Below are 16,863 nucleotides of genomic sequence, written 5' to 3'. Positions count from 1 at the left end.
GAATGGTTTATTCGAAGGCCAGCAACAGATTTTCAATAGCGGTCAGTTCATCAACCTCAGGTGTACCGCAGGCTTGCTCGATCAACGCGGCCATATCACTGAGCACCGGGTGAGCGAACAACTGCGCCAGTGCGACCTCACAACCAAACTGGTGCCTGATCCGTGCCTGAATCCTGACCAGTTGCAGCGATTGGGCGCCCAATCGGAACAGATCGGCATCGGATGCAATGGGCCAGACCCCGAGCACTTCTTTCCAGATTTCGGCGAGGCTTGTCTGCCACTGCCCTACAGGCTCCTCCCCCGCCTCCCCTGCACTCCAGAGAGGCTCCGGCAGCGCCTTGCGATCGATCTTGCCGTTGGCATTGAGTGGCAGCTTCGCCAGAACGACAAACGCTCCCGGGACCATGTAGGCCGGTAGCCGTTCACGCAGTCGCTGCCCAACGGCAGCGCTGTCCACCTCGGTGATATCACCGCACAGATACGCCACCAGAACGTCCTGATCGCCGGTGCCGCGTCGCAACACCACCACCGCCTGCGCCACGCCAGGCAACGCGGACAATGCCGCCTCGATCTCACCTGGCTCGATGCGAAAGCCGCGCAGCTTGACCTGAAAATCGCTGCGCCCCAGGAACTCCAGGCAACCGTCACTGCGATAACGCGCGCGATCACCGGTCCTGTACAGCCGACTGCCTGCCTGGACGCCCGGCGCATGAGGCTGCACAAATGGATTGGGGATAAATGAGGCGGCGGTCAATTCAGGCCGATCGGCATACCCTCGGGCGACACCACTGCCGCCGATGTATAGATCACCTGCAACGCCAACCGGCTGGGGCTCGAGGAACTCATCCAGGACATACAGGCGATTGTTGGCCAAGGGCTGTCCGATGGGGATGACAGCACTGTCCACCTGTTCTACCGCATGCACCGCGGACCATACTGTGGTTTCCGTGGGACCATAGACATTCAGCAGCCTGACCTGGCGCGCCAGCAGGCGTTCGGCCAGTTCTGACCCCAGTGCTTCGCCACCGCAGAGCACTCGCAGCCCTTTCCAGGCGAGTGAATCGTGATCGACCAGCATTTGCCAGGTGGCAGGTGTCGCCTGCATGACACTGATGGCGTGACGCTCGAGCAAGTCGATCAATGCCCGTGGGTCCAGGCTGGCTTCACGACTGGCCAATACCACCGTCGCGCCCTGAATCAGCGGCAGGAACAGCTCCAGCCCGGCGATATCAAAGCCCAGGGTGGTCACCGCCAAGAGCCGATCGGCGTCGCTCAGTTGCACATGTTCCTGGATGCCCAGCAGAAAATTGATAAACGCCTGGCGTTCAATGTCGACGCCCTTGGGTCGTCCCGTAGAGCCAGAGGTGTAAAGGGTATAGGCCAGTTGACGTGGATGAGTGGCCAGCGCCAGGTTGGTATCGGGCAGCGCGGGCAAGGCATCGGCCAGCGTTTCGAGGGTGACCACCCGCGCGGAGGAACCGACGACGCCCCGCAGAGCCTCACGGGTCAGCACCAGGCCCGGTCGGGCTTGCTCGATGATATCGGCATTGCGTGCCGCTGGTTGTCCGGGGTCGATTGGCAGATAGGCGCCGCCGCTTTTCTGAATGGCCAGCAATGTCACGAGCAAATCAGCTTCGCGATCCAGGCAAACGCCTACCCGTTGATCCCCGACAACACCGGCCGCTCTCAGCCAATGGGCCAGTCGATTGGCACGGGCGTTGAGCACTGCGTAGCTCAACTGTTGCTCGCCGCTGATCAACGCGCAGCGATCAGGATCGGCACTGACCTGACGCTCGAACAAGCCCAGCATGTCCTGATTCGGTAACAGTGTTCGCTCAGTCCGGTTCCAGGTATCCAGCTGCTGCAAGCGCTGAACCTCATCAAGCATCGGCAGATGCCAGACCGGCACATCTGGTTGGGTCAACAAACCATTCAGGAGGTGACGATAAAGTCCGGCGAGACGCTCGGCGGTGGCAGGCGAGAACAGGTCCAGGTTGTATTCCAGCTCGCAATACACACCGTCTGGTCGAACCGCTACGTCCAGGGTGAGATCGAATTTGGCGCTGTCTTGCGTCGGCAATACACGTTCGACCTCAAGCCCGGGTAACGCAAGGTTGACTGCCGCCCCTGTACTCAAGTTGAACATCGCCTGGAACACCGGTGTGCGGCTGACGTCACGCTCGATCGCGAGATGCTCGAGCAGCAACTCAAACGGCAGTTCGGCGTGCTGCAGTGCAGACAGCGACTCACCGCGCAAACGACGGCAAAGCGCACGGCCCGTCAGTTGCGGGTCCAGTTGAACGCGATAAACCAGCGTATTTACGAAAAAGCCCAGCAACTCTTCCAGTTCTTCACGGCTGCGCCCGCCGTGGGGAACGCCCACGGCAAATGTCTGTTGGCCGCTATAGCGCGCCAACAGCAGCTGCCAGGCCGCCAGGAGGATGACAAAAGGGGTCGATGCATAATCGCGACAGAACGCGTGGATCCGGGCAGACTGCACATCGTCCAGTGCGAACCGAAGCCGTTGTCCGCGCTGACTTTGCTGCGCGGGGCGCGGAAAATCGGTGGGCAATTCCAACACCGGTACCGACGCGCCGAGATAGTTTTTCCAGTACTCAAGATCAGCCTGCACCACGTCAGTGTGCAAGCGACGACGCTGCCAAACCGCGTAGTCCACATATTGCACGGGCAATGGGGGCAGCGTCGGGGCTTCATCTCGGATGGCTTGGCTGTACGCCGTTGCCAGGTCGCGCACGAGAATCGGATTGGACCAGGCGTCAGTCACGATGTGATGCATTTTCAAGAGAAGAGCGTGGCTGAATTCGTCGTAGCGAATCAGCTTGACCTCGAGCAGGGGCGCCTGGGAAAGAATAAACGCCGACTGATCCTCAATCGCCAGCAACGACGCCAGATGCTCATGCCGTGAGGCGCGATCGACTCCAGGCACCTCACGCTCTTGCATGACGAACACCACATCATCCAGCAGCTCCTGCCGAGGCTCGCCATCGACTTCGATAAATCGTGTGCGCAATACCCCATGTCGCTTGATCAGCGCCTCGAATGCCAGGCGCAATGCAGAGATATTCAAGGTACCCGCGAACAGAAAAGCACGAGACAGGTTGTAAGCCGTGGCATTCGGTTCCAGGCGTTGCAGGAACCAGAGACGCTGCTGAGCGAAGGAAAGGACTTGCGGCCCACCACCTGACTGCCTTTGGAGGCTGTCTGGCAGCTGTAATTCGTCATCCTGGAGCAAGGCAAGCAAAGCATCATCAAAGTCTTTCATCGGCGCTTCTATATCCTTATACGGTCCGACCGGCACAAAGGGGAATGAATACTAGGTGCCAATGATAATTAATGTCAATTGCAACGAAAGGTTTTCATGCTCATTTGCAGCTCAGATCACTAAACCCTGCTGACAGACGTCACCGAGCCAGCCGCGCCCTCTTTCGCCCTGCATCCGCCCGGTAGGCAATGCCGTTTCGCGGCACACGGTGGCGACGAAATCCTCCCCCAGCGCATCGATTTCATCGGCAATGGCGTCAAGGAACCTGGCGCGCTTCTCCGCGCTCAGGTTGCGATACACCGGATAGGCCAGCGCAGCGGCTTTGGCAGCGGCATCCACTTCGGCTTCGGTGGCCTGGAAGAAAGTACCGGGCAATGCGTCACCAGTGCTTGCATCCAGACTTTGCAGTTGCAGCGTGCCGTTGGCGCTGCGGCCACCACCGATGTCGTTGTGTCCAAGCTGCCGACCTCGACCTCGAACACCGGGAAGAACTCAGCCATTGGCGAAGCGGTGGTGGACATGGTCAGGTGATAGTTGTGCATCTGTCCGGCGTGCGGAATCACCGGCACCGACCAGGCTTCGGCCAGGGCGTTGATCTTGCGCGCGGCAATGATGCCGCCAACGCGGTTGGTGTCGTACTGGATCACATCGATGGCGCGGCGTTCCAGCAGGTCTTTGAAGCCGTAGGAGGTGAACTCATGCTCGCCGCCGTTCGGCCTGATCACCCGGCATCATCGGATCATGTCATCAGCCACGCAAGCCTTCATCAGTACAGTGAAAACTGAACATCAGCTGCAAATAACCGCAGACATGCCGACAATCTGAATCAACTCTTTCAAGAAAGGTATGGCCCACGTCATCGGCAGTCACTGACCGACTGGCAGCCTAAATACTGTAAAGATTGCCCAAGCAAGTTCAACCCTGACGACGGTTCCTGGAACGACTGTATGCGCCGCGACATCGCCGCCCTGGTGAACTGTGACACCGTGGCGACGCTCCCTGGCTGGGAGCATTAAATGGGCGCTCGCCTCGAAGTGTTGATCGCTGAACGCCTCGGTATGACAGTTGTGAATGCCCGATATCTGGTATCGATGGAAATTGCAGAATGATCAATCCTGCTTTTTCTGTAAGTAATCCGCTCGCTTCTCCGGGTTAGCCACGGTCTGAGCGCATTGATCCGCATATTTGGCTGAGAGTGCAGGAAAGCTCACAGCACCACTTTTCAAATCGCCGACCATCGATACAAGCGCCGCCTCAGATCTGGCTCGAGTCGTCTCAACATCGGTGAGCGCGTTCGAATAGGCCAGAGCGTTCACCGCTGCTTGCTTGTTCTGCTCAGCCAATTCCGGTTGCTGCGCCCGAACACGTCCAGCTGAGATTAAATAGAACCCAGCACAGTCAGTGAGTTCGTGCGACAGAACATCTACAGCTTTCTCAAGCTCGTACGCAGACGCTGAGCCCAGCGGCAACAACAAAACAAAAAGAAAATTACGACCCACAGCGAAGCATCCTTTCACGGCTTGTGAAGTGCAGGCTTTGTAACACACCAGCAAAGAACAGCAACAACTCCCTCCCCCTTTCAAAGTCAGCCAAATAGCAGAAGCCTTCTACTCGTCGATCATAGCAACTGAAGATCAACGCGCTGCAGCAGCGTCTGAACGTCGCAGATCAGAGGATTGATGAATTGATGGCAGCCGCTCAGCACTACACCTTCCAACAGATCCAGGATCAGCAGATCAGCATCATCGGACCACGTGTTATGGTGGGCGATGTATTCACGCTGAAGCTGATGAAGCAATGCCCTGAAGAAGGGTTGATCAATGCCAAAGAAACATCAGGAAAGCAAAGCAGCGACTGCTGCCGACATTGAGCGCTCTATCCAGGCGCTGAACAAAATGGCTGAACGCCTCTGGGGCGATGGTCGGGAAGCTGAGGCGAAAGCCCTCCTCGATGCCTTGGATGCGTTAAACCGGGCGCTTGATCGGATCAGGATTGGAGAGAGCCGCAGGGTTCTTCATTGAAACGTACACGTCCCGGGCTAAAAGCTGGGTGTATAAACAGCGAGCTTGATAGCTGATGGGGCTGCTCGAGTTTTTATCCAACCTTCTTGCCCTCGCAGGGTATTCACGCGCGGCTTTGTTGCATTCTGCGTGCTGGTGGCTGTTTTTGAACTGATAGCCCTGAACCAGTTCTATGGCACGCGCGGCTGAATTCGTTACCGGCCCCTGAGGTTGTACGGCTTCGAAAGCATACAAACAAATTAATAAGCATCCATCGTCGAGTCCAGACCGGATTACTAGTAGCACTACTTGCAGAAATATCAGTTCTGCTAATATTCTTGTCGCCATGAAAACACGCCGCCCTCTTACCCCTGAAGAAGTCGCCGAGAGCACCAGGCTCAAGGCTATTTACGACCAGCGAAAGTCTGCTGCCAAAGCGGCTGGATCAAATCTCACTCAAGCGGACGTCGCTGAGGCTTGCGGCTGGTCTGGCCAAAGCGCCTTCAGTCAGTACGCAACCGGCAAGGTTCCACTGAACGTCGAGGCACTCCTGAAACTGGCAAAAGCCTTGCGCTTCGATGCCAGCGAAGTGAGCCCACGCCTGATCTCGACCATTGCCAGCGTCCAGTCTTCCGAGCGCATTCAGCCAAGCGTATTGATGTCGGACATCCAGCCTTGGGATGACGACACCCCCCTGGATGACGATGAGGTCTACGTTCCCTTCCTGCGCGAAGTGGAACTTGCGGCCGGATCAGGCCGTTTCGTGATTGAGGAAAGCGACAGCGCCCGGCTGCGCTTTTTCAAGAAGGACCTTCGCCATAACGGCGTTCAGTTCAGCAACGCGAAGTGCGTGGTTGTCAGCGGCAACAGCATGCTGCCAGTGCTGCGTGACGGCGCAACCGTAGGCATTAACGTCGGCAAGAGTTCACTGGGCGATATCGTTGACGGCGACATGTACGCCATCAACCACAACGGTCAGCTGCGGGTGAAGCAGGTTTACCGCCTACCGACAGGCATCCGCCTGCGCAGCTTCAATCGTGACGAGCACCCGGATGAGGACTACACCTTTGCAGAAATCCAGGAACAGCAAATCGTGATTCTGGGCCACGTGTTCTGGTGGGGGATGTTTGCCCGCTGATCGACGTTCACATGCCCGGTGGGCGATGTAGACGCAATGATGTGCCCGGACTGGCGACGGTCAGCATTTGTATGAAAGCAACCCACTCTTTATGGATACGGAAATTCAATGAAAAACCCTAAGCTTTTGTTCTCCCTGTCATGCGCCATTGCCATCTCGCTGCTGAGCGGCTGTGCTGCTTCCGTTAAAAGCGGCGGCACTGAAACGCTGGCTATCCAGGAATCAGCCAAGCAAAACCTGGTCGTAAATTTCCAAGGGAATAGCAAGGTTCTGCAAAACGAAGACTGGCCTCGCTTAAAACAGGAATGGAATGCGGCCCTGCAAAACGAAGCTACTCGAGCGGGCTACAGCCTTACTGAGAATCAGGCATTAAGCCCGTCTGGCAAAGACGGTGTGGACATCAAGATCAACGTGACCAACTTTCGATACCTGACGCCAGGTGCGCGCTACGGCGCGGGCGTGATGGTCGGTAACGCCTGGGTCAACTCAAGCGCAGATTACTCAGACTTGAAGTCGGGCCGCCTGATTGGCACCCGGACCTATGACACGTCATCGTCTGCGTGGGAAGGTGTCATGTCAGCCATGACCAAAGAGCAGGTTGAAGCTATTGCGCAGCAAATCATAAGCGACATTAAAAACGCCAAGGCGAAATAACCCGGCGCGGCGCGCTCGACATGTGTTTGAGGTTGCAGCTAAAAAGCCGAAGCATCGAAAACCCGCCTAACGCGGGTTTTTTTACGCTTAATCAAAATATTATTAGCAGCGCTGTTTACACAATATATAAGCACTGCTACTTTTACATTCAATACCCCGGAAGCGGCGCGAGCAACAACGAAAGCATCACTTCTGCCCATTCATCGAGTGGGCAGTGGGATGTAGGCCTACATCAAAAGCGCAAGGCTCAACGGAGCAAAAGGTGACATCAATGAATTAAGGAAAATGACCATGACCGTAGATATCAGCAACTACACAATCGCTACACCGCTTCCTATCTCCGACACCAACCCCATCGCACTTGAGCTCATCGGCTGGAGGGCACTGCTTGAATGTCCGGAAATCATTTCGATGCTTCCAGATGGCTCGCTGCAAATGACGGCGCCGACGCTCGGCGCTTCGAGCAAAAGCACGCACCGTACCCGCTGCGAGTGGAAAGAGCCGGGTTATTGGCTGTTCGCCAGCGCTGCTGACCACTGGAATCGACAAGAAATGCGCCTGACGAAAGTCAACTCGCTGCAGAAGGTCGTGATCGGCCAGATTCATGTGCAGGGTTCAGAGCGACCACCGGTGAAAGTGTTTTGGAACAAAGGCCGAATCACCATGGGGTTCCGATCGAGTTATCTTCAAGAAGACCCGGTGAACATAACGGTTCTGGAAGACGTGCCGCTCGGTGCACTGTTCAAAATCAACATTCACGCCAATTCGAGCGGCGCTGTCTCCGTTTCGGCGAGCTGTAACGGGGTCAAATCGACCTCCGCAATCATGCGCCTCGACAACACCTGGGACACGAAAACGCTGGCCTTCCACGGCGGTGTGTACAACCAGATCGATTACTCCGACACCACCGACCCCGAAGACGGTTCGGTGTGCATCATCAGCAACCTTTCCATCACCCACGCTTGATATTAAATCGGACCTGTAGGAGCCAGCGGTGCGGCGATCCGACTTGCCGGCGAAGAGGTCCTTAAGAGCGCCTTCGCCGGCAAGTCGGATCGCCGCACCGCTGGTTCCCACGAAAAGCGGATCAACTCTTTGCGGGCAGTTTGGAAGTCATCCACCCCCCTTGTCTGTAGTAATTGACCGCATCAAGGCCCCCAGTCGCCAGGCAGGTGCCGTATAGAGCGACTGCCCTCCTCCATCGCAATCCTGCAGCTAAGCTTCTAACGGCTGAACAGACTAGGAGTCGCCGCTCATGCTCAATAAAAATCCTTTCCCAAGCGTTGGGGCACCAGACCATCCAACCCTGTCGACATGGGACGATCAAAACGCCGCAACATCCATCGATGGCGACGCGTTTACCGCCCCGCCCGCCTTGACCAACGCCGAACTGGTTCACTTGCGTGTCCGGGTGATTGCCCTGGAAAATCTGGTCATCGCGCTGCTGGCAGAAGGCTCGGAGCGTCAGCTCTCCATTGCCCGGGAAATGGCCGACTACATTTCCCCCCGACCCGGTTTTACCCAGCACCCCTTGACCGTTCATGCGGCGGCACAGATGACCCACTGTGTCGAGCGCGCCCAGCGATTTCGCCAGCGTGACAAGCCATCGGGTTAACTGGGGGACTACGGGCCAAGGATCGCGCGGCACCGATCCTGTGCGGCGCGATCAGCCAGGCTATCGGACACAAGTTCGACTTCGCGCCATTGATCGACAATACTCAATAATCGAAAGTACCTGCCGATAGTCAAAACAATGCCCCGGTATCAGGGGATTTCAGAACGTGTAGTTGTGGGTTCAAGCTTATGAAAGATATCTATCTGCTGATCGAACATGGAATGGATCAGGGCGAAGTTTATGTACTTGGCTGGTTCGATGATGAGAAAAGGGCCAAGGAAGTGGCCGAGGAGAAGGAGTGGGAGGTGTACCGCGCCAGCTTGAAAACCGAGCATCCCTGGTCAAATCACAAACCGCTGTCGCCAGACCAGACTAAATATCGTCGTTTCTGGATCAAAGAGATTTCCAGATTTGATCACGTCGCGGTTCCCAGGTCCTCGGCGGTTCATTGACCCCCATCCGACTTCGGCTGCTCGGGGTACGCCCCCAGTGATGGGCTTAAGCATGAGGGCTCAGCCATGTGCGGACGACTTTCGCAGTATCGAGGCATTCACGAGTTCGTGGCGGCGCTGAGTATGCCCAACGCCCTGGTCAACAATGCTGGCGATCTGCCGCTCGAGCTCTACAACGCCGCGCCGTCGACTCAGCTCGCCCTGTTCCACGAGGAAAGCGGCATGCTGCACGCCGACAGGATTCGTTGGGGCTGGCGACCGCACTGGGCCAGGGATCACGCGACACCGATCAACGCCAGGGTTGAGAAAGTCGCCCACGACCCATTCTTCAAGGAAATATGGCCGCACCGGGCAATCATTGCCATCGACAACTGGTTTGAATGGGTTTACGAGGGCGGTCCGAAGAAACAGCCTTACCTGATCCGTCGCAAGGATCGCGCGCCGATCCTGTGCGCCGCCATTGGTCAGTATCCAAGGTACGAAAAGGAGCCGGACGAGCATGACGGCTTCGTGATCATCACCGCGGACAGTGAAGGCGGCATGGTGGATATTCATGACCGTCGGCCTGTGACGCTCAGTCCCGAACTGGCCCGGGAGTGGATTGATCCCTACACGCCCAAGGAGCGCGCCGAGCAGATACTCCTGCAGCAACGCGAACCTTGCGACGTCTTCGAATGGTTCAAAGTGGACATGGCCGTGGGCAATGTGAGGAACCAGGGCTCAGAACTGATAGACCCTATCGACGACCTGAGCAAATGACTCGCCCCCAGACTCACCCCGCGTGTATGAATCCCCAGTGACGCCCCGCGACCATGACGAGCGGGGATAAAACAATCTGAACCCGCACTTCCCCTCCAAGTCGAAAAAATTGGCAGCCCTTAATCACTGAAGCATCACTTTAAAGGAGTCTTTTCATGAAGATTTCGGAAGTTATGACGAAAGATGTTTTAACAGCCAAACCAAGCCAGACGATCCAGGAGGCCGCGAACATGATGGCCAGGATCGATAGCGGCGCCATCATGGTTGAGGAGCAAGAGCGTCTGATTGGCATGATCACGGATCGGGATATAGCCATCAGGGCCGTAGCCGAAGGACTCCCCGGCAAAACCCCTATCAGTAAAGTAATGACTGGCGGCATCCGCTATTGCTTTGAGGATGAAGACATAGAGCATGTGGCAAAAAACATGGCGGACGTGCAACTGCGTCGCCTGCCCGTGCTCAGCCGAGACAAGCGTCTGGTTGGCGTCGTATCGCTGGGAAACATTGCCAGCACTCGATCTCAATCCGCCGCTGCTACGGTTTTGCGCGGAGTGGCACAGGCTCATTGACCGGGCCGCTTAAGTGTTCATCAGGATTAAAGCTCGCATGGATCTGGGACGCTCGCCTGACCTGGAATCCGTTCGAAACCCGGCTTCAGGGTCAGGCGAGTCCTTGTGCACACATCCGCCGCAACTGTCTCGCCGAGATAACCTTCCCACACCCAGTGCGTCGTTCGCTGGGTCCCATGCTTATTGCAGAACACATCAGTTTGGCTCGATGAGCAGGTCCTTGTCCTCCGCGCCTAGCGCCGGCTCCTGGTCTTCCAACTTGTCAGTTTCACGCTTCTTTTTCAGTCGGGCTCGAGTGCGCTCGGTGTCATAGGTTTTTCCGTCGGCCAAGGCATTCAGGGTTGTTGAAATCCGATAGAAACCACCGCACGGCTCACAATAAATGCGCAAGCCGCCCCCGAACGAAAGATCTTCCAGCGCATTAGTGTTTCCACAAAGCGGACAGTGCATAGCCACCTCCTGATCATTCAGTTAGCCGCTTTCAGCCCGCCATAAATGCTGACAACCTGGGTAGGTGCGATGACGAATAGCGGGACATGTTGATATCGACAGGGGCTATCCATGGAGGTTGCTTGTTTTTTGTCGATAGATCGAGCAATACCTGCGTGAGCCTCTGTAGGAGCAGCCTTTGGCAGCTCCTACAGAGCCTTCGTCAGCATTGGGGGACGGATCCTAATCCGAAGTCAACGGCTGCCTGGCGCGAATCGGCGCGATGACCGACCTCTCCTCGGTGTCGCGATGCAATAAGGCAACGTGGTAGTCATAGGTGGATATCAAGGGCACCGGCTCATCGATTCGGGACATCTCAAGCCATCGTCTTGTGCGTTCGATATCAAAGAATTCGTTCTTGAGTTTCATTTTCGCCATAAGGTTCGCCGAGACCTTGTAGCGTCCACATCCGGCCGAGCATTTGACTTCTGACCAGTCTCCAGCCGCGTGAACAGCATTAGAGGCAGCCTGACAGATTAGGCACTTCATGTTCGATCTCCGTATCCATGAATTACCAACTGTAGACGATCCGCGACCAGGGAGCGTTCACTTGGCACAAAGATAAGAATCTCAGAAAGTGAAGAGCCCAGCGCAATGGCTGGGCTCCGGTTATCTTCTGTTTTCCAGCATCTTATCGGCGAGTGCTTTGGCCCTTTGGATTAACAGATTCTGCCTGTCTTCGTGGGTGGCTTCTCCTACCACCGGTGCCGTCAGATTGCTTTCGGCAATCAACGCGGCACAGAAGTATTGATCCCAAACAGCGCCTTGCTCCGACTCCTGTCTATTCATTTGGTCGGCGATCATATGCGGCTCCTTTTGGTGAGGTAGCCTCTTTAGTTTACGCCCGAATCGTGGACTACCCGCGTCGCGAAGGATGATCGGCACCTCATTGCAATCCGCTCACTGGCGACAAGTCGTTTCCTCAACTAGGATTTTTAGCGCACAGGACTTCGCCCACTGTGTTGTCGGGCGATTCATCAAAGGAGAGATCGATGACATCTACTCGAATTTCCGAGCAAACCTATCGTGGATGGTCCAACCCCATCTTGCTCGAACTCAAGGAGAGAGAAGATCAGTTAAGCCCTTCGGCACGCCAGGCCCTGCAAAATGTCCTGGTAGAAAGGAGGCTTCTTGACACTGGCAACCCGTCCGGCAGCGATCGGCGCAAGGCTGATCCAGTCGGGTAACGACAGGCATCAATAACGTTTGTCCATCACGCTCATCATCGACGCTGCTGGCTCTCTGCCGGCAGCGCGCGCATAAGCCATTCCAAATTCCAGACAAAAAAAAGCCCAGGCAGCTGATGGACGCCTGGGCTTTAAAAATGCATAAACCGTGGTGGTGAACGCGGGGGCGATATTACCCAATCGTGCGACTTGTAACAAGATATTCTGACTCACTATCCAGTTACTAAATCTCTTAACTCATTAAATATCCACACTATTTTTAAGTCATCTGCTGACTGCTCCACTTCCGACACCATCGATTGCAATGGAAAAAGCTCCCCGAGCATCGCGCACCAGCTCGCGCCATTCGGCGTTGTTGATGAGCCCGGCTCCCTCCATTTCATCCGCCGCTTTCAGCAATTTGTCGTAGTGTTCTTCACAATCCATCCCGGCCTCCGGTTCTCTCAAGAGCCGGTACCAGGCATCGAGGGCTGCCTTTTTGCGATCATCATTCATAGCCAAACTCCCAGGGACTGTTTGCTCTTGGAAGTTATTTCAGGAATGACCGTTCCTGGATTCCGACATATGGCTGCGACATACGGCGCGGGTCTATACAGGGGCTTCGCCCTTCCCCGGTTCGGCCCCCGAGCCGGAGTCGGAATACGACCTCGCATTCAGGTACGTCATCCATCGCTCGTACGCTTCATGCTGCCATTTCGTGACCCGCTCCCATTCCGCGCCGCTCAACTGATGGGCCGAGATCAGTTTCATCATTTCCGTGGTTGCCGCATCCAGGTCAACGATCAGTTCATGCGCATGGTGTCTGAAATCATCGGTAGTCGTCATTTGAGATAGCCTCCCTAGCGAATGAATCATTACCTCAATACGACAGCAGAGCTGTTCATTCGCGTTAATGTTCCCGACCAATGGAAGCCGTTCCCTCTCTACCCCTTCACGCAGACCACCTGTCGCAAGGTGTGCACTACTTCCACCAGATCTCGCTGGGCGTACATGACTTTATCGATGTCCTTGTAAGCCATCGGAATCTCATCGATGACCGCCGCATCCTTGCGGCACTCCACATGAGCGGTCGCGCGGATCTGGTCTGCGACAGTGAAGGTATTTTTGGCTTTGGTGCGGCTCATGGTCCGACCGGCACCGTGGCTGCAGGAACAGAACGATTGCTCGTTACCGAGCCCCCGAACGATGAAGCTTTTGGCGCCCATGGAGCCGGGAATGATCCCCAGTTCGCCCTTCTTCGCCGACACCGCGCCCTTGCGGGTGACCAGCACGTCTTCGCCGAAGTGCCGCTCTTTCTGCACGTAATTGTGGTGACAGTTCACAGCCTCCAGCGCGACCTCGAAGGGTTTGCGGATCACTTGCCGCGCGGCCTGAATCACCGCCTGCATCATCAACGCGCGGTTCTGCCGGGCGAAGTCCTGAGCCCAGCCCACCGCTTCGACGTAGTCATCGAAATGCCGGCTGCCTTCCTTGAAATAGGCCAGATCGCGGTCCGGCAGATTGGCGATGTGCTGGCGCATGTCCGCCTGGGCCAATTGAATGAACAGGGTCCCGATGGCATTGCCAACGCCGCGAGAACCGCTATGGAGCATGAACCAGACGCGATTGGCCTCGTCCAGGCAGACCTCGATGAAGTGATTACCGGTACCGAGGGTGCCCAGGTGATGACGATTGTTGGTGCTGGCGAGTTTCGGGTATTTGTCGGTGATCGCCTTGAACCGTGAGCTCAGCGCCGCCCAGGCTTGATCGGCCTGCTGTGGAACGTGATTCCAGGCGCCTTCATCGCGGCGGCCACGGCTCAACGTGCGGCCATGAGGCACGGCCTTTTCGATGGCGCTGCGCAGGCCGTGCAGGTTGTCTGGCAAGTCGGCGGCGGTCAGTGACGTGCGCGCGGCAATCATGCCGCAACCGATGTCCACCCCTACGGCCGCCGGAATGATCGCGCCCATGGTGGGGATCACACTGCCGATGGTGGACCCTTTGCCCAGATGCACATCCGGCATCACCGCCAGATGCTTGAAGATGAACGGCATCTTCGCGGTATTGATCAATTGTTGCCGGGCTTCGCTTTCAACCGGCACACCCTCGGTCCAGAGTTTGATCGGCTTGCCGTTGGTGACTTCCAGCAGTTGGTAGACAGGTTGTTGCATGATTTCGACTCTCTTGCGATCAGACGAACATAACGCTCCAGACAGGTAAATGGGACTACTATTTCGTAGCGGGGAATTGCAGGAGGTCATCATGTGGCTTAACGAATATGAACAGCAACTTCGGCGCGACCTGCAAGGTGTAGCCTCGGACCTGAGGTGGTCGGCGGTAGAGCTTTTGCGCATCGCCGAGCAGTTGCGCCAGGCCGGCAATGATGTGGACGCAGAGGCAACGCTAAGGCTGTGCGCGTTGTTCCAGGGCGATGAAGAGCGACTGGCGGGCTATGCTGAAGAAGTGAAAGCAAAATCCATCACTCGAACGAAAGTTCACTAGAGAGCGCTGCCATGAACAAGCCTCTATGCGCGCTGATCGCCGTGCTGGCGGCGTCAAGTGGCTGCACCACGGAATCACATATTTATCGAGACCAACCGCTGGTCGCCAAGGTCGAGACTGGCATGAGCAAGGAGCAAGTCCAGCAGATTGGCGGCCAGCCATTATCGATCACCAAGCGCACGGTGGAACCTGGTACCTGCTTTGACTACAAGCTGACGCAGGCCGGTCATCAGCAGCCGTACAACGTCAGTTTCGACAAGCTGGGCAAGGTCGACCACAAAAGCTTCATGACCTGTGCGCAATGGAGTCGTGCCCAACAAAAAGCCAGAGAATATTCCCCTTCCACAGGCGGGATGGGTGGCGGCGGGTATTGACCCCATGTAGCAGCTGCCTCGCAGGCTCGGCAGCTGCTACCACGCCCCGGCGTACCTGGGCTTCAGCGCGCTATTTGTCTGATTTGTGGCTACGCGACGCTTTACCCGACCGGGCTCTGTAGGCGGGAAGCGAAGCCGCATAAGCCAGCGCCTCCTCTCTGCTGCCAAAGGCTCCCAACCGGTCACCTTTGGTGCACACCCGCCAGGGGCCGTTGTTCACGCTGAGTACGTCGTAGCCGTTCATGTGCATTTTGGTCAGCATCGGAACGCTCATAGTCACCTCCATTTCGGCAGTGATAGTCCTGGATCGACTCAATTACCTTACACCCGACCTTCACTGAAGTGCCAGCCAGACGTCGCGTCAGGATTCCGGCAGTTCATTGCACCTTCAGCCGCCCTGTCGACTCCAACCCTTGAAGCAGACACTTCTTCGGATGTCGGTCTGAATATTGCATTTTTATGACTGTTTTGTGACAAGCAGCAGTCGGGTAACCCATGAAAGTACGTGCAACCGTCATTTGCGAGCAGGATCGGCACATTCTCCTGGTGCGCAAACCCAAGTCTCGCTGGACCTTGCCCGGCGGAAAAGTCGAGCCTGGCGAAACCGCTGCGGGCGCGGCCATGCGAGAGCTCTATGAAGAAACAGGGCTTGAGGTCGATGACATGCTGTACTTGATGGAATGGGAAACGACCAGCACCCGGCACCATGTTTACGAGGCGTCGGTCGTAAACATCGCAGAGGCTCGGCCACAGAATGAAATCCATGACTGCATCTGGCATCCGCTGGACGCCGTCCAGAACCTGAAAACAAGCGACGCTACGCTCAGAATCGTCAAAGCGTTTCAGCGCCGCTTGTAGATCGCAGGTATTCAGGCTTTAGCCGATGCCATCTGCAAGCTTTTCAGCCCAGATCGCCGCCACCGACCGGCATGACCATCCCGGTGATGTAGGAGGCTTCGTCGCTGGCCAGAAACAGGATAGCGCTTGCCTGCTCATCCAGCGTGCCATAGCGCTTCATCAAACTGCTGTCGAGGGTCTGGTCGACAATCTGCTGGTACCAGAGCTTTTCCTGAGCGCTTTGTTCCGCGGCATTGCGCGGGATCAGCCGCGGCGGCGCCTCGGTGCCACCGGGGGCGGTCGCGTTGACCCGCACGCCACGACCGGCCGTTTCGAACGCCAGGCATGCGGTCAGCGCATTGACCCCGCCCTTCGCCGCACCGTATGGCACGCGATTGACGCTACGGGTCGCAATAGACGAAACGTTAACAATGGCGCCACTGCCTTGTTCGAGCATGAACGGCAGCGCGGCATGGCAACACCACAGCGTCGGGAACAACGAACGGCGGACTTCGGCTTCGATCTGCTGCTCTTCATAGTGCTCGAAAGGCTTGGCCCAGATTGTGCCGCCGACGTTATTGACCAGCACATCGAGGCGATCAAAACGTTCGACAGCGGTGCGCATAACGCGCCTGCATTCGCTGTACTGCTCAAGGTCGGCGGTCAAGGCGAGTACCTGGCTGCTCTGCCCCAATTCCTTCTGGAGTTCGAACACCAGATCGGAGCGGTCGACCAAAATCAGCCGCGCACCTTCGGCGGCCATGCGTTCAGCCACGCGCCGGCCGATGCCTTGGGCGGCACCGGTAATCAGCGCGACTTTTTCGTGGAATCTGTTCATGTGTACCTCGTGACGAAGGATGCCGGCCAGTTAGTTCTGTGGGAGCGAACCAGGTAAGTTAAAACGCAGAACCTGTGGGAGCGTGGCTTGCCCGCGAAGAACGATGACGCGTAATGCCTGAAAAACCGCGGTGCATTCTTCGCGGGCAAGTCACGCTCCCACAGGATTTTCATCGCTCCCCCAGCAC

General features: G+C 56.7%; 23 protein-coding genes and 2 pseudogenes. 13 read left to right on the top strand and 12 right to left on the bottom strand.

Annotated elements, in window-relative coordinates; all coding sequences use genetic code 11:
* Positions 1–7: 7 nt before the first annotated feature.
* The 4 genes and pseudogenes from PMI18_RS26215 to PMI18_RS0129270 all read right to left on the bottom strand — a co-directional run bounded on the left by PMI18_RS26215 (position 8) and on the right by PMI18_RS0129270 (position 4,782).
* Positions 8–3,283 carry a non-ribosomal peptide synthetase gene (locus tag PMI18_RS26215; protein WP_007895639.1) on the bottom strand — a complete coding sequence of 1,092 codons (3,276 nt, stop codon included), beginning with the start codon at positions 3,281–3,283 and terminating at the stop codon, positions 8–10.
* A gap of 153 nt (positions 3,284–3,436) precedes the next feature.
* A pseudogene (locus PMI18_RS30905) lies at positions 3,437–3,727 on the bottom strand (aldehyde dehydrogenase family protein); the annotation flags it as partial.
* Between the two features lie 14 nt (positions 3,728–3,741).
* Positions 3,742–3,996 (bottom strand): annotated as a pseudogene (locus PMI18_RS30900) (enolase C-terminal domain-like protein); the annotation flags it as partial.
* Positions 3,997–4,392: 396 nt separating this feature from the next.
* The gene (locus PMI18_RS0129270; protein ID WP_033035760.1) at positions 4,393–4,782 is read right to left on the bottom strand and encodes a hypothetical protein; all 390 of its coding nucleotides are present in this window, start codon (positions 4,780–4,782) and stop codon (positions 4,393–4,395) included.
* 188 nt (positions 4,783–4,970) lie between these two features.
* On the opposite strand from PMI18_RS0129270, the gene PMI18_RS31165 reads away from it, so the two are divergent.
* From PMI18_RS31165 to PMI18_RS26265, 9 genes are all read left to right on the top strand, one after another.
* Positions 4,971–5,153, top strand: coding sequence for a hypothetical protein (locus PMI18_RS31165; RefSeq protein ID WP_007895620.1), 183 nt, complete (start codon positions 4,971–4,973; stop codon positions 5,151–5,153).
* Complete coding sequence (locus tag PMI18_RS26230; protein ID WP_007895617.1) at positions 5,104–5,304, top strand: hypothetical protein; 201 nt, start codon at positions 5,104–5,106, stop codon at positions 5,302–5,304. The genes PMI18_RS31165 and PMI18_RS26230 overlap by 50 nt, the downstream gene beginning before the upstream one ends.
* 325 nt (positions 5,305–5,629) lie before the next feature.
* Entirely contained in the window at positions 5,630–6,421 is a 792-nt protein-coding gene (locus PMI18_RS26235; RefSeq protein ID WP_007895615.1) for an XRE family transcriptional regulator, read from the top strand.
* Between the two features lie 108 nt (positions 6,422–6,529).
* Positions 6,530–7,075, top strand: coding sequence for a DUF4410 domain-containing protein (locus PMI18_RS26240; RefSeq protein ID WP_007895611.1), 546 nt, complete (start codon positions 6,530–6,532; stop codon positions 7,073–7,075).
* Positions 7,076–7,366: 291 nt separating this feature from the next.
* Positions 7,367–8,041, top strand: coding sequence for a polysaccharide lyase family 7 protein (locus PMI18_RS26245; RefSeq protein ID WP_007895609.1), 675 nt, complete (start codon positions 7,367–7,369; stop codon positions 8,039–8,041).
* Between the two features lie 289 nt (positions 8,042–8,330).
* Positions 8,331–8,690 carry a hypothetical protein gene (locus tag PMI18_RS26250; protein ID WP_007895608.1) on the top strand — a complete coding sequence of 120 codons (360 nt, stop codon included), beginning with the start codon at positions 8,331–8,333 and terminating at the stop codon, positions 8,688–8,690.
* A 188-nt stretch (positions 8,691–8,878) separates the two neighbouring features.
* Entirely contained in the window at positions 8,879–9,142 is a 264-nt protein-coding gene (locus PMI18_RS26255; RefSeq protein WP_007895606.1) for a hypothetical protein, read from the top strand.
* Between the two features lie 66 nt (positions 9,143–9,208).
* On the top strand, positions 9,209–9,901 hold the full coding sequence (locus PMI18_RS26260; protein ID WP_007895603.1) for an SOS response-associated peptidase family protein: 693 nt from the start codon (positions 9,209–9,211) through the stop codon (positions 9,899–9,901).
* 155 nt (positions 9,902–10,056) lie between these two features.
* Positions 10,057–10,470 carry a CBS domain-containing protein gene (locus PMI18_RS26265; RefSeq protein WP_007895592.1) on the top strand — a complete coding sequence of 138 codons (414 nt, stop codon included), beginning with the start codon at positions 10,057–10,059 and terminating at the stop codon, positions 10,468–10,470.
* Positions 10,471–10,665: 195 nt separating this feature from the next.
* On the opposite strand, the gene PMI18_RS26270 is transcribed toward PMI18_RS26265, so the two are convergent.
* The 3 genes from PMI18_RS26270 to PMI18_RS26280 all read right to left on the bottom strand — a co-directional run bounded on the left by PMI18_RS26270 (position 10,666) and on the right by PMI18_RS26280 (position 11,763).
* Positions 10,666–10,920 (bottom strand): hypothetical protein, encoded by a 255-nt coding sequence (locus PMI18_RS26270; RefSeq protein WP_007895590.1) that lies wholly within the window; start codon positions 10,918–10,920, stop codon positions 10,666–10,668.
* 222 nt (positions 10,921–11,142) lie between these two features.
* On the bottom strand, positions 11,143–11,448 hold the full coding sequence (locus PMI18_RS26275) for a hypothetical protein (protein ID WP_007895588.1): 306 nt from the start codon (positions 11,446–11,448) through the stop codon (positions 11,143–11,145).
* Positions 11,449–11,568: 120 nt separating this feature from the next.
* Positions 11,569–11,763 (bottom strand): hypothetical protein, encoded by a 195-nt coding sequence (locus PMI18_RS26280; RefSeq protein WP_007895586.1) that lies wholly within the window; start codon positions 11,761–11,763, stop codon positions 11,569–11,571.
* A gap of 188 nt (positions 11,764–11,951) precedes the next feature.
* On the opposite strand from PMI18_RS26280, the gene PMI18_RS31400 reads away from it, so the two are divergent.
* Entirely contained in the window at positions 11,952–12,146 is a 195-nt protein-coding gene (locus tag PMI18_RS31400) for a hypothetical protein (protein ID WP_007895584.1), read from the top strand.
* A 264-nt stretch (positions 12,147–12,410) separates the two neighbouring features.
* Here PMI18_RS31400 and PMI18_RS26290 read toward each other — a convergent pair whose 3' ends face one another.
* The 3 genes from PMI18_RS26290 to PMI18_RS26300 all read right to left on the bottom strand — a co-directional run bounded on the left by PMI18_RS26290 (position 12,411) and on the right by PMI18_RS26300 (position 14,296).
* A complete protein-coding gene (locus PMI18_RS26290; RefSeq protein WP_007895583.1) occupies positions 12,411–12,641 on the bottom strand; it encodes a hypothetical protein in 231 nt (76 codons plus the stop codon).
* Between the two features lie 93 nt (positions 12,642–12,734).
* Positions 12,735–12,971 carry a hypothetical protein gene (locus tag PMI18_RS26295; protein WP_007895580.1) on the bottom strand — a complete coding sequence of 79 codons (237 nt, stop codon included), beginning with the start codon at positions 12,969–12,971 and terminating at the stop codon, positions 12,735–12,737.
* A 98-nt stretch (positions 12,972–13,069) separates the two neighbouring features.
* A complete protein-coding gene (locus tag PMI18_RS26300; protein WP_007895577.1) occupies positions 13,070–14,296 on the bottom strand; it encodes an RtcB family protein in 1,227 nt (408 codons plus the stop codon).
* A 91-nt stretch (positions 14,297–14,387) separates the two neighbouring features.
* On the opposite strand from PMI18_RS26300, the gene PMI18_RS26305 reads away from it, so the two are divergent.
* Together PMI18_RS26305 and osmE are read left to right on the top strand one after the other, a co-directional pair.
* Positions 14,388–14,627 carry a hypothetical protein gene (locus PMI18_RS26305; protein ID WP_007895573.1) on the top strand — a complete coding sequence of 80 codons (240 nt, stop codon included), beginning with the start codon at positions 14,388–14,390 and terminating at the stop codon, positions 14,625–14,627.
* Between the two features lie 11 nt (positions 14,628–14,638).
* Positions 14,639–15,001 (top strand): osmotically-inducible lipoprotein OsmE, encoded by a 363-nt coding sequence (osmE, locus tag PMI18_RS26310; RefSeq protein WP_007895571.1) that lies wholly within the window; start codon positions 14,639–14,641, stop codon positions 14,999–15,001.
* A 70-nt stretch (positions 15,002–15,071) separates the two neighbouring features.
* Here osmE and PMI18_RS26315 read toward each other — a convergent pair whose 3' ends face one another.
* Positions 15,072–15,275, bottom strand: a complete 204-nt coding sequence (locus tag PMI18_RS26315) for an SPOR domain-containing protein (RefSeq protein WP_007895567.1) — start codon at positions 15,273–15,275, stop codon at positions 15,072–15,074.
* Between the two features lie 221 nt (positions 15,276–15,496).
* Here PMI18_RS26315 and PMI18_RS26320 point away from each other — a divergent pair, with 221 nt between their 5' ends.
* Positions 15,497–15,859 (top strand): NUDIX hydrolase, encoded by a 363-nt coding sequence (locus PMI18_RS26320; RefSeq protein ID WP_007895564.1) that lies wholly within the window; start codon positions 15,497–15,499, stop codon positions 15,857–15,859.
* 43 nt (positions 15,860–15,902) lie between these two features.
* Here the strand turns inward: PMI18_RS26320 and PMI18_RS26325 are convergent, their stop codons facing one another.
* Positions 15,903–16,676 carry a 1,6-dihydroxycyclohexa-2,4-diene-1-carboxylate dehydrogenase gene (locus PMI18_RS26325; protein WP_007895561.1) on the bottom strand — a complete coding sequence of 258 codons (774 nt, stop codon included), beginning with the start codon at positions 16,674–16,676 and terminating at the stop codon, positions 15,903–15,905.
* Positions 16,677–16,863: the final 187 nt, after the last annotated feature.

Origin of the sequence: Pseudomonas sp. GM102 (assembly GCF_000282555.1) — a bacterium.
Taxonomy (GTDB): Bacteria; Pseudomonadota; Gammaproteobacteria; order Pseudomonadales; family Pseudomonadaceae; genus Aquipseudomonas.
The sequence above is the reverse complement of the archived record's forward strand: the minus strand, read 5'-3'. Positions and strand labels throughout refer to the sequence as shown.

What these genes read in the sequence shown, in the direction of transcription:
- PMI18_RS31400 (WP_007895584.1), top strand. Translation starts at nt 11,952, where the DNA reads ATGACATCTACTCGAATTTCCGAGCAAACCTATCGTGGATGGTCCAAC.
- PMI18_RS26320 (WP_007895564.1), top strand. Translation starts at nt 15,497, where the DNA reads ATGAAAGTACGTGCAACCGTCATTTGCGAGCAGGATCGGCACATTCTC.
- PMI18_RS26235 (WP_007895615.1), top strand. Translation starts at nt 5,630, where the DNA reads ATGAAAACACGCCGCCCTCTTACCCCTGAAGAAGTCGCCGAGAGCACC.
- PMI18_RS26260 (WP_007895603.1), top strand. Translation starts at nt 9,209, where the DNA reads ATGTGCGGACGACTTTCGCAGTATCGAGGCATTCACGAGTTCGTGGCG.
- PMI18_RS26295 (WP_007895580.1), bottom strand. Translation starts at nt 12,971, where the DNA reads ATGACGACTACCGATGATTTCAGACACCATGCGCATGAACTGATCGTT.
- PMI18_RS26325 (WP_007895561.1), bottom strand. Translation starts at nt 16,676, where the DNA reads ATGAACAGATTCCACGAAAAAGTCGCGCTGATTACCGGTGCCGCCCAA.
- PMI18_RS26240 (WP_007895611.1), top strand. Translation starts at nt 6,530, where the DNA reads ATGAAAAACCCTAAGCTTTTGTTCTCCCTGTCATGCGCCATTGCCATC.
- PMI18_RS26270 (WP_007895590.1), bottom strand. Translation starts at nt 10,920, where the DNA reads ATGCACTGTCCGCTTTGTGGAAACACTAATGCGCTGGAAGATCTTTCG.
- PMI18_RS26275 (WP_007895588.1), bottom strand. Translation starts at nt 11,448, where the DNA reads ATGAAGTGCCTAATCTGTCAGGCTGCCTCTAATGCTGTTCACGCGGCT.
- PMI18_RS26265 (WP_007895592.1), top strand. Translation starts at nt 10,057, where the DNA reads ATGAAGATTTCGGAAGTTATGACGAAAGATGTTTTAACAGCCAAACCA.
- PMI18_RS26245 (WP_007895609.1), top strand. Translation starts at nt 7,367, where the DNA reads ATGACCGTAGATATCAGCAACTACACAATCGCTACACCGCTTCCTATC.
- PMI18_RS26250 (WP_007895608.1), top strand. Translation starts at nt 8,331, where the DNA reads ATGCTCAATAAAAATCCTTTCCCAAGCGTTGGGGCACCAGACCATCCA.
- PMI18_RS26305 (WP_007895573.1), top strand. Translation starts at nt 14,388, where the DNA reads ATGTGGCTTAACGAATATGAACAGCAACTTCGGCGCGACCTGCAAGGT.
- PMI18_RS26300 (WP_007895577.1), bottom strand. Translation starts at nt 14,296, where the DNA reads ATGCAACAACCTGTCTACCAACTGCTGGAAGTCACCAACGGCAAGCCG.
- PMI18_RS31165 (WP_007895620.1), top strand. Translation starts at nt 4,971, where the DNA reads ATGGCAGCCGCTCAGCACTACACCTTCCAACAGATCCAGGATCAGCAG.
- PMI18_RS26290 (WP_007895583.1), bottom strand. Translation starts at nt 12,641, where the DNA reads ATGAATGATGATCGCAAAAAGGCAGCCCTCGATGCCTGGTACCGGCTC.
- PMI18_RS26315 (WP_007895567.1), bottom strand. Translation starts at nt 15,275, where the DNA reads ATGAGCGTTCCGATGCTGACCAAAATGCACATGAACGGCTACGACGTA.
- PMI18_RS26280 (WP_007895586.1), bottom strand. Translation starts at nt 11,763, where the DNA reads ATGATCGCCGACCAAATGAATAGACAGGAGTCGGAGCAAGGCGCTGTT.
- PMI18_RS26230 (WP_007895617.1), top strand. Translation starts at nt 5,104, where the DNA reads ATGCCAAAGAAACATCAGGAAAGCAAAGCAGCGACTGCTGCCGACATT.
- PMI18_RS26255 (WP_007895606.1), top strand. Translation starts at nt 8,879, where the DNA reads ATGAAAGATATCTATCTGCTGATCGAACATGGAATGGATCAGGGCGAA.
- osmE (WP_007895571.1), top strand. Translation starts at nt 14,639, where the DNA reads ATGAACAAGCCTCTATGCGCGCTGATCGCCGTGCTGGCGGCGTCAAGT.
- PMI18_RS26215 (WP_007895639.1), bottom strand. Translation starts at nt 3,283, where the DNA reads ATGAAAGACTTTGATGATGCTTTGCTTGCCTTGCTCCAGGATGACGAA.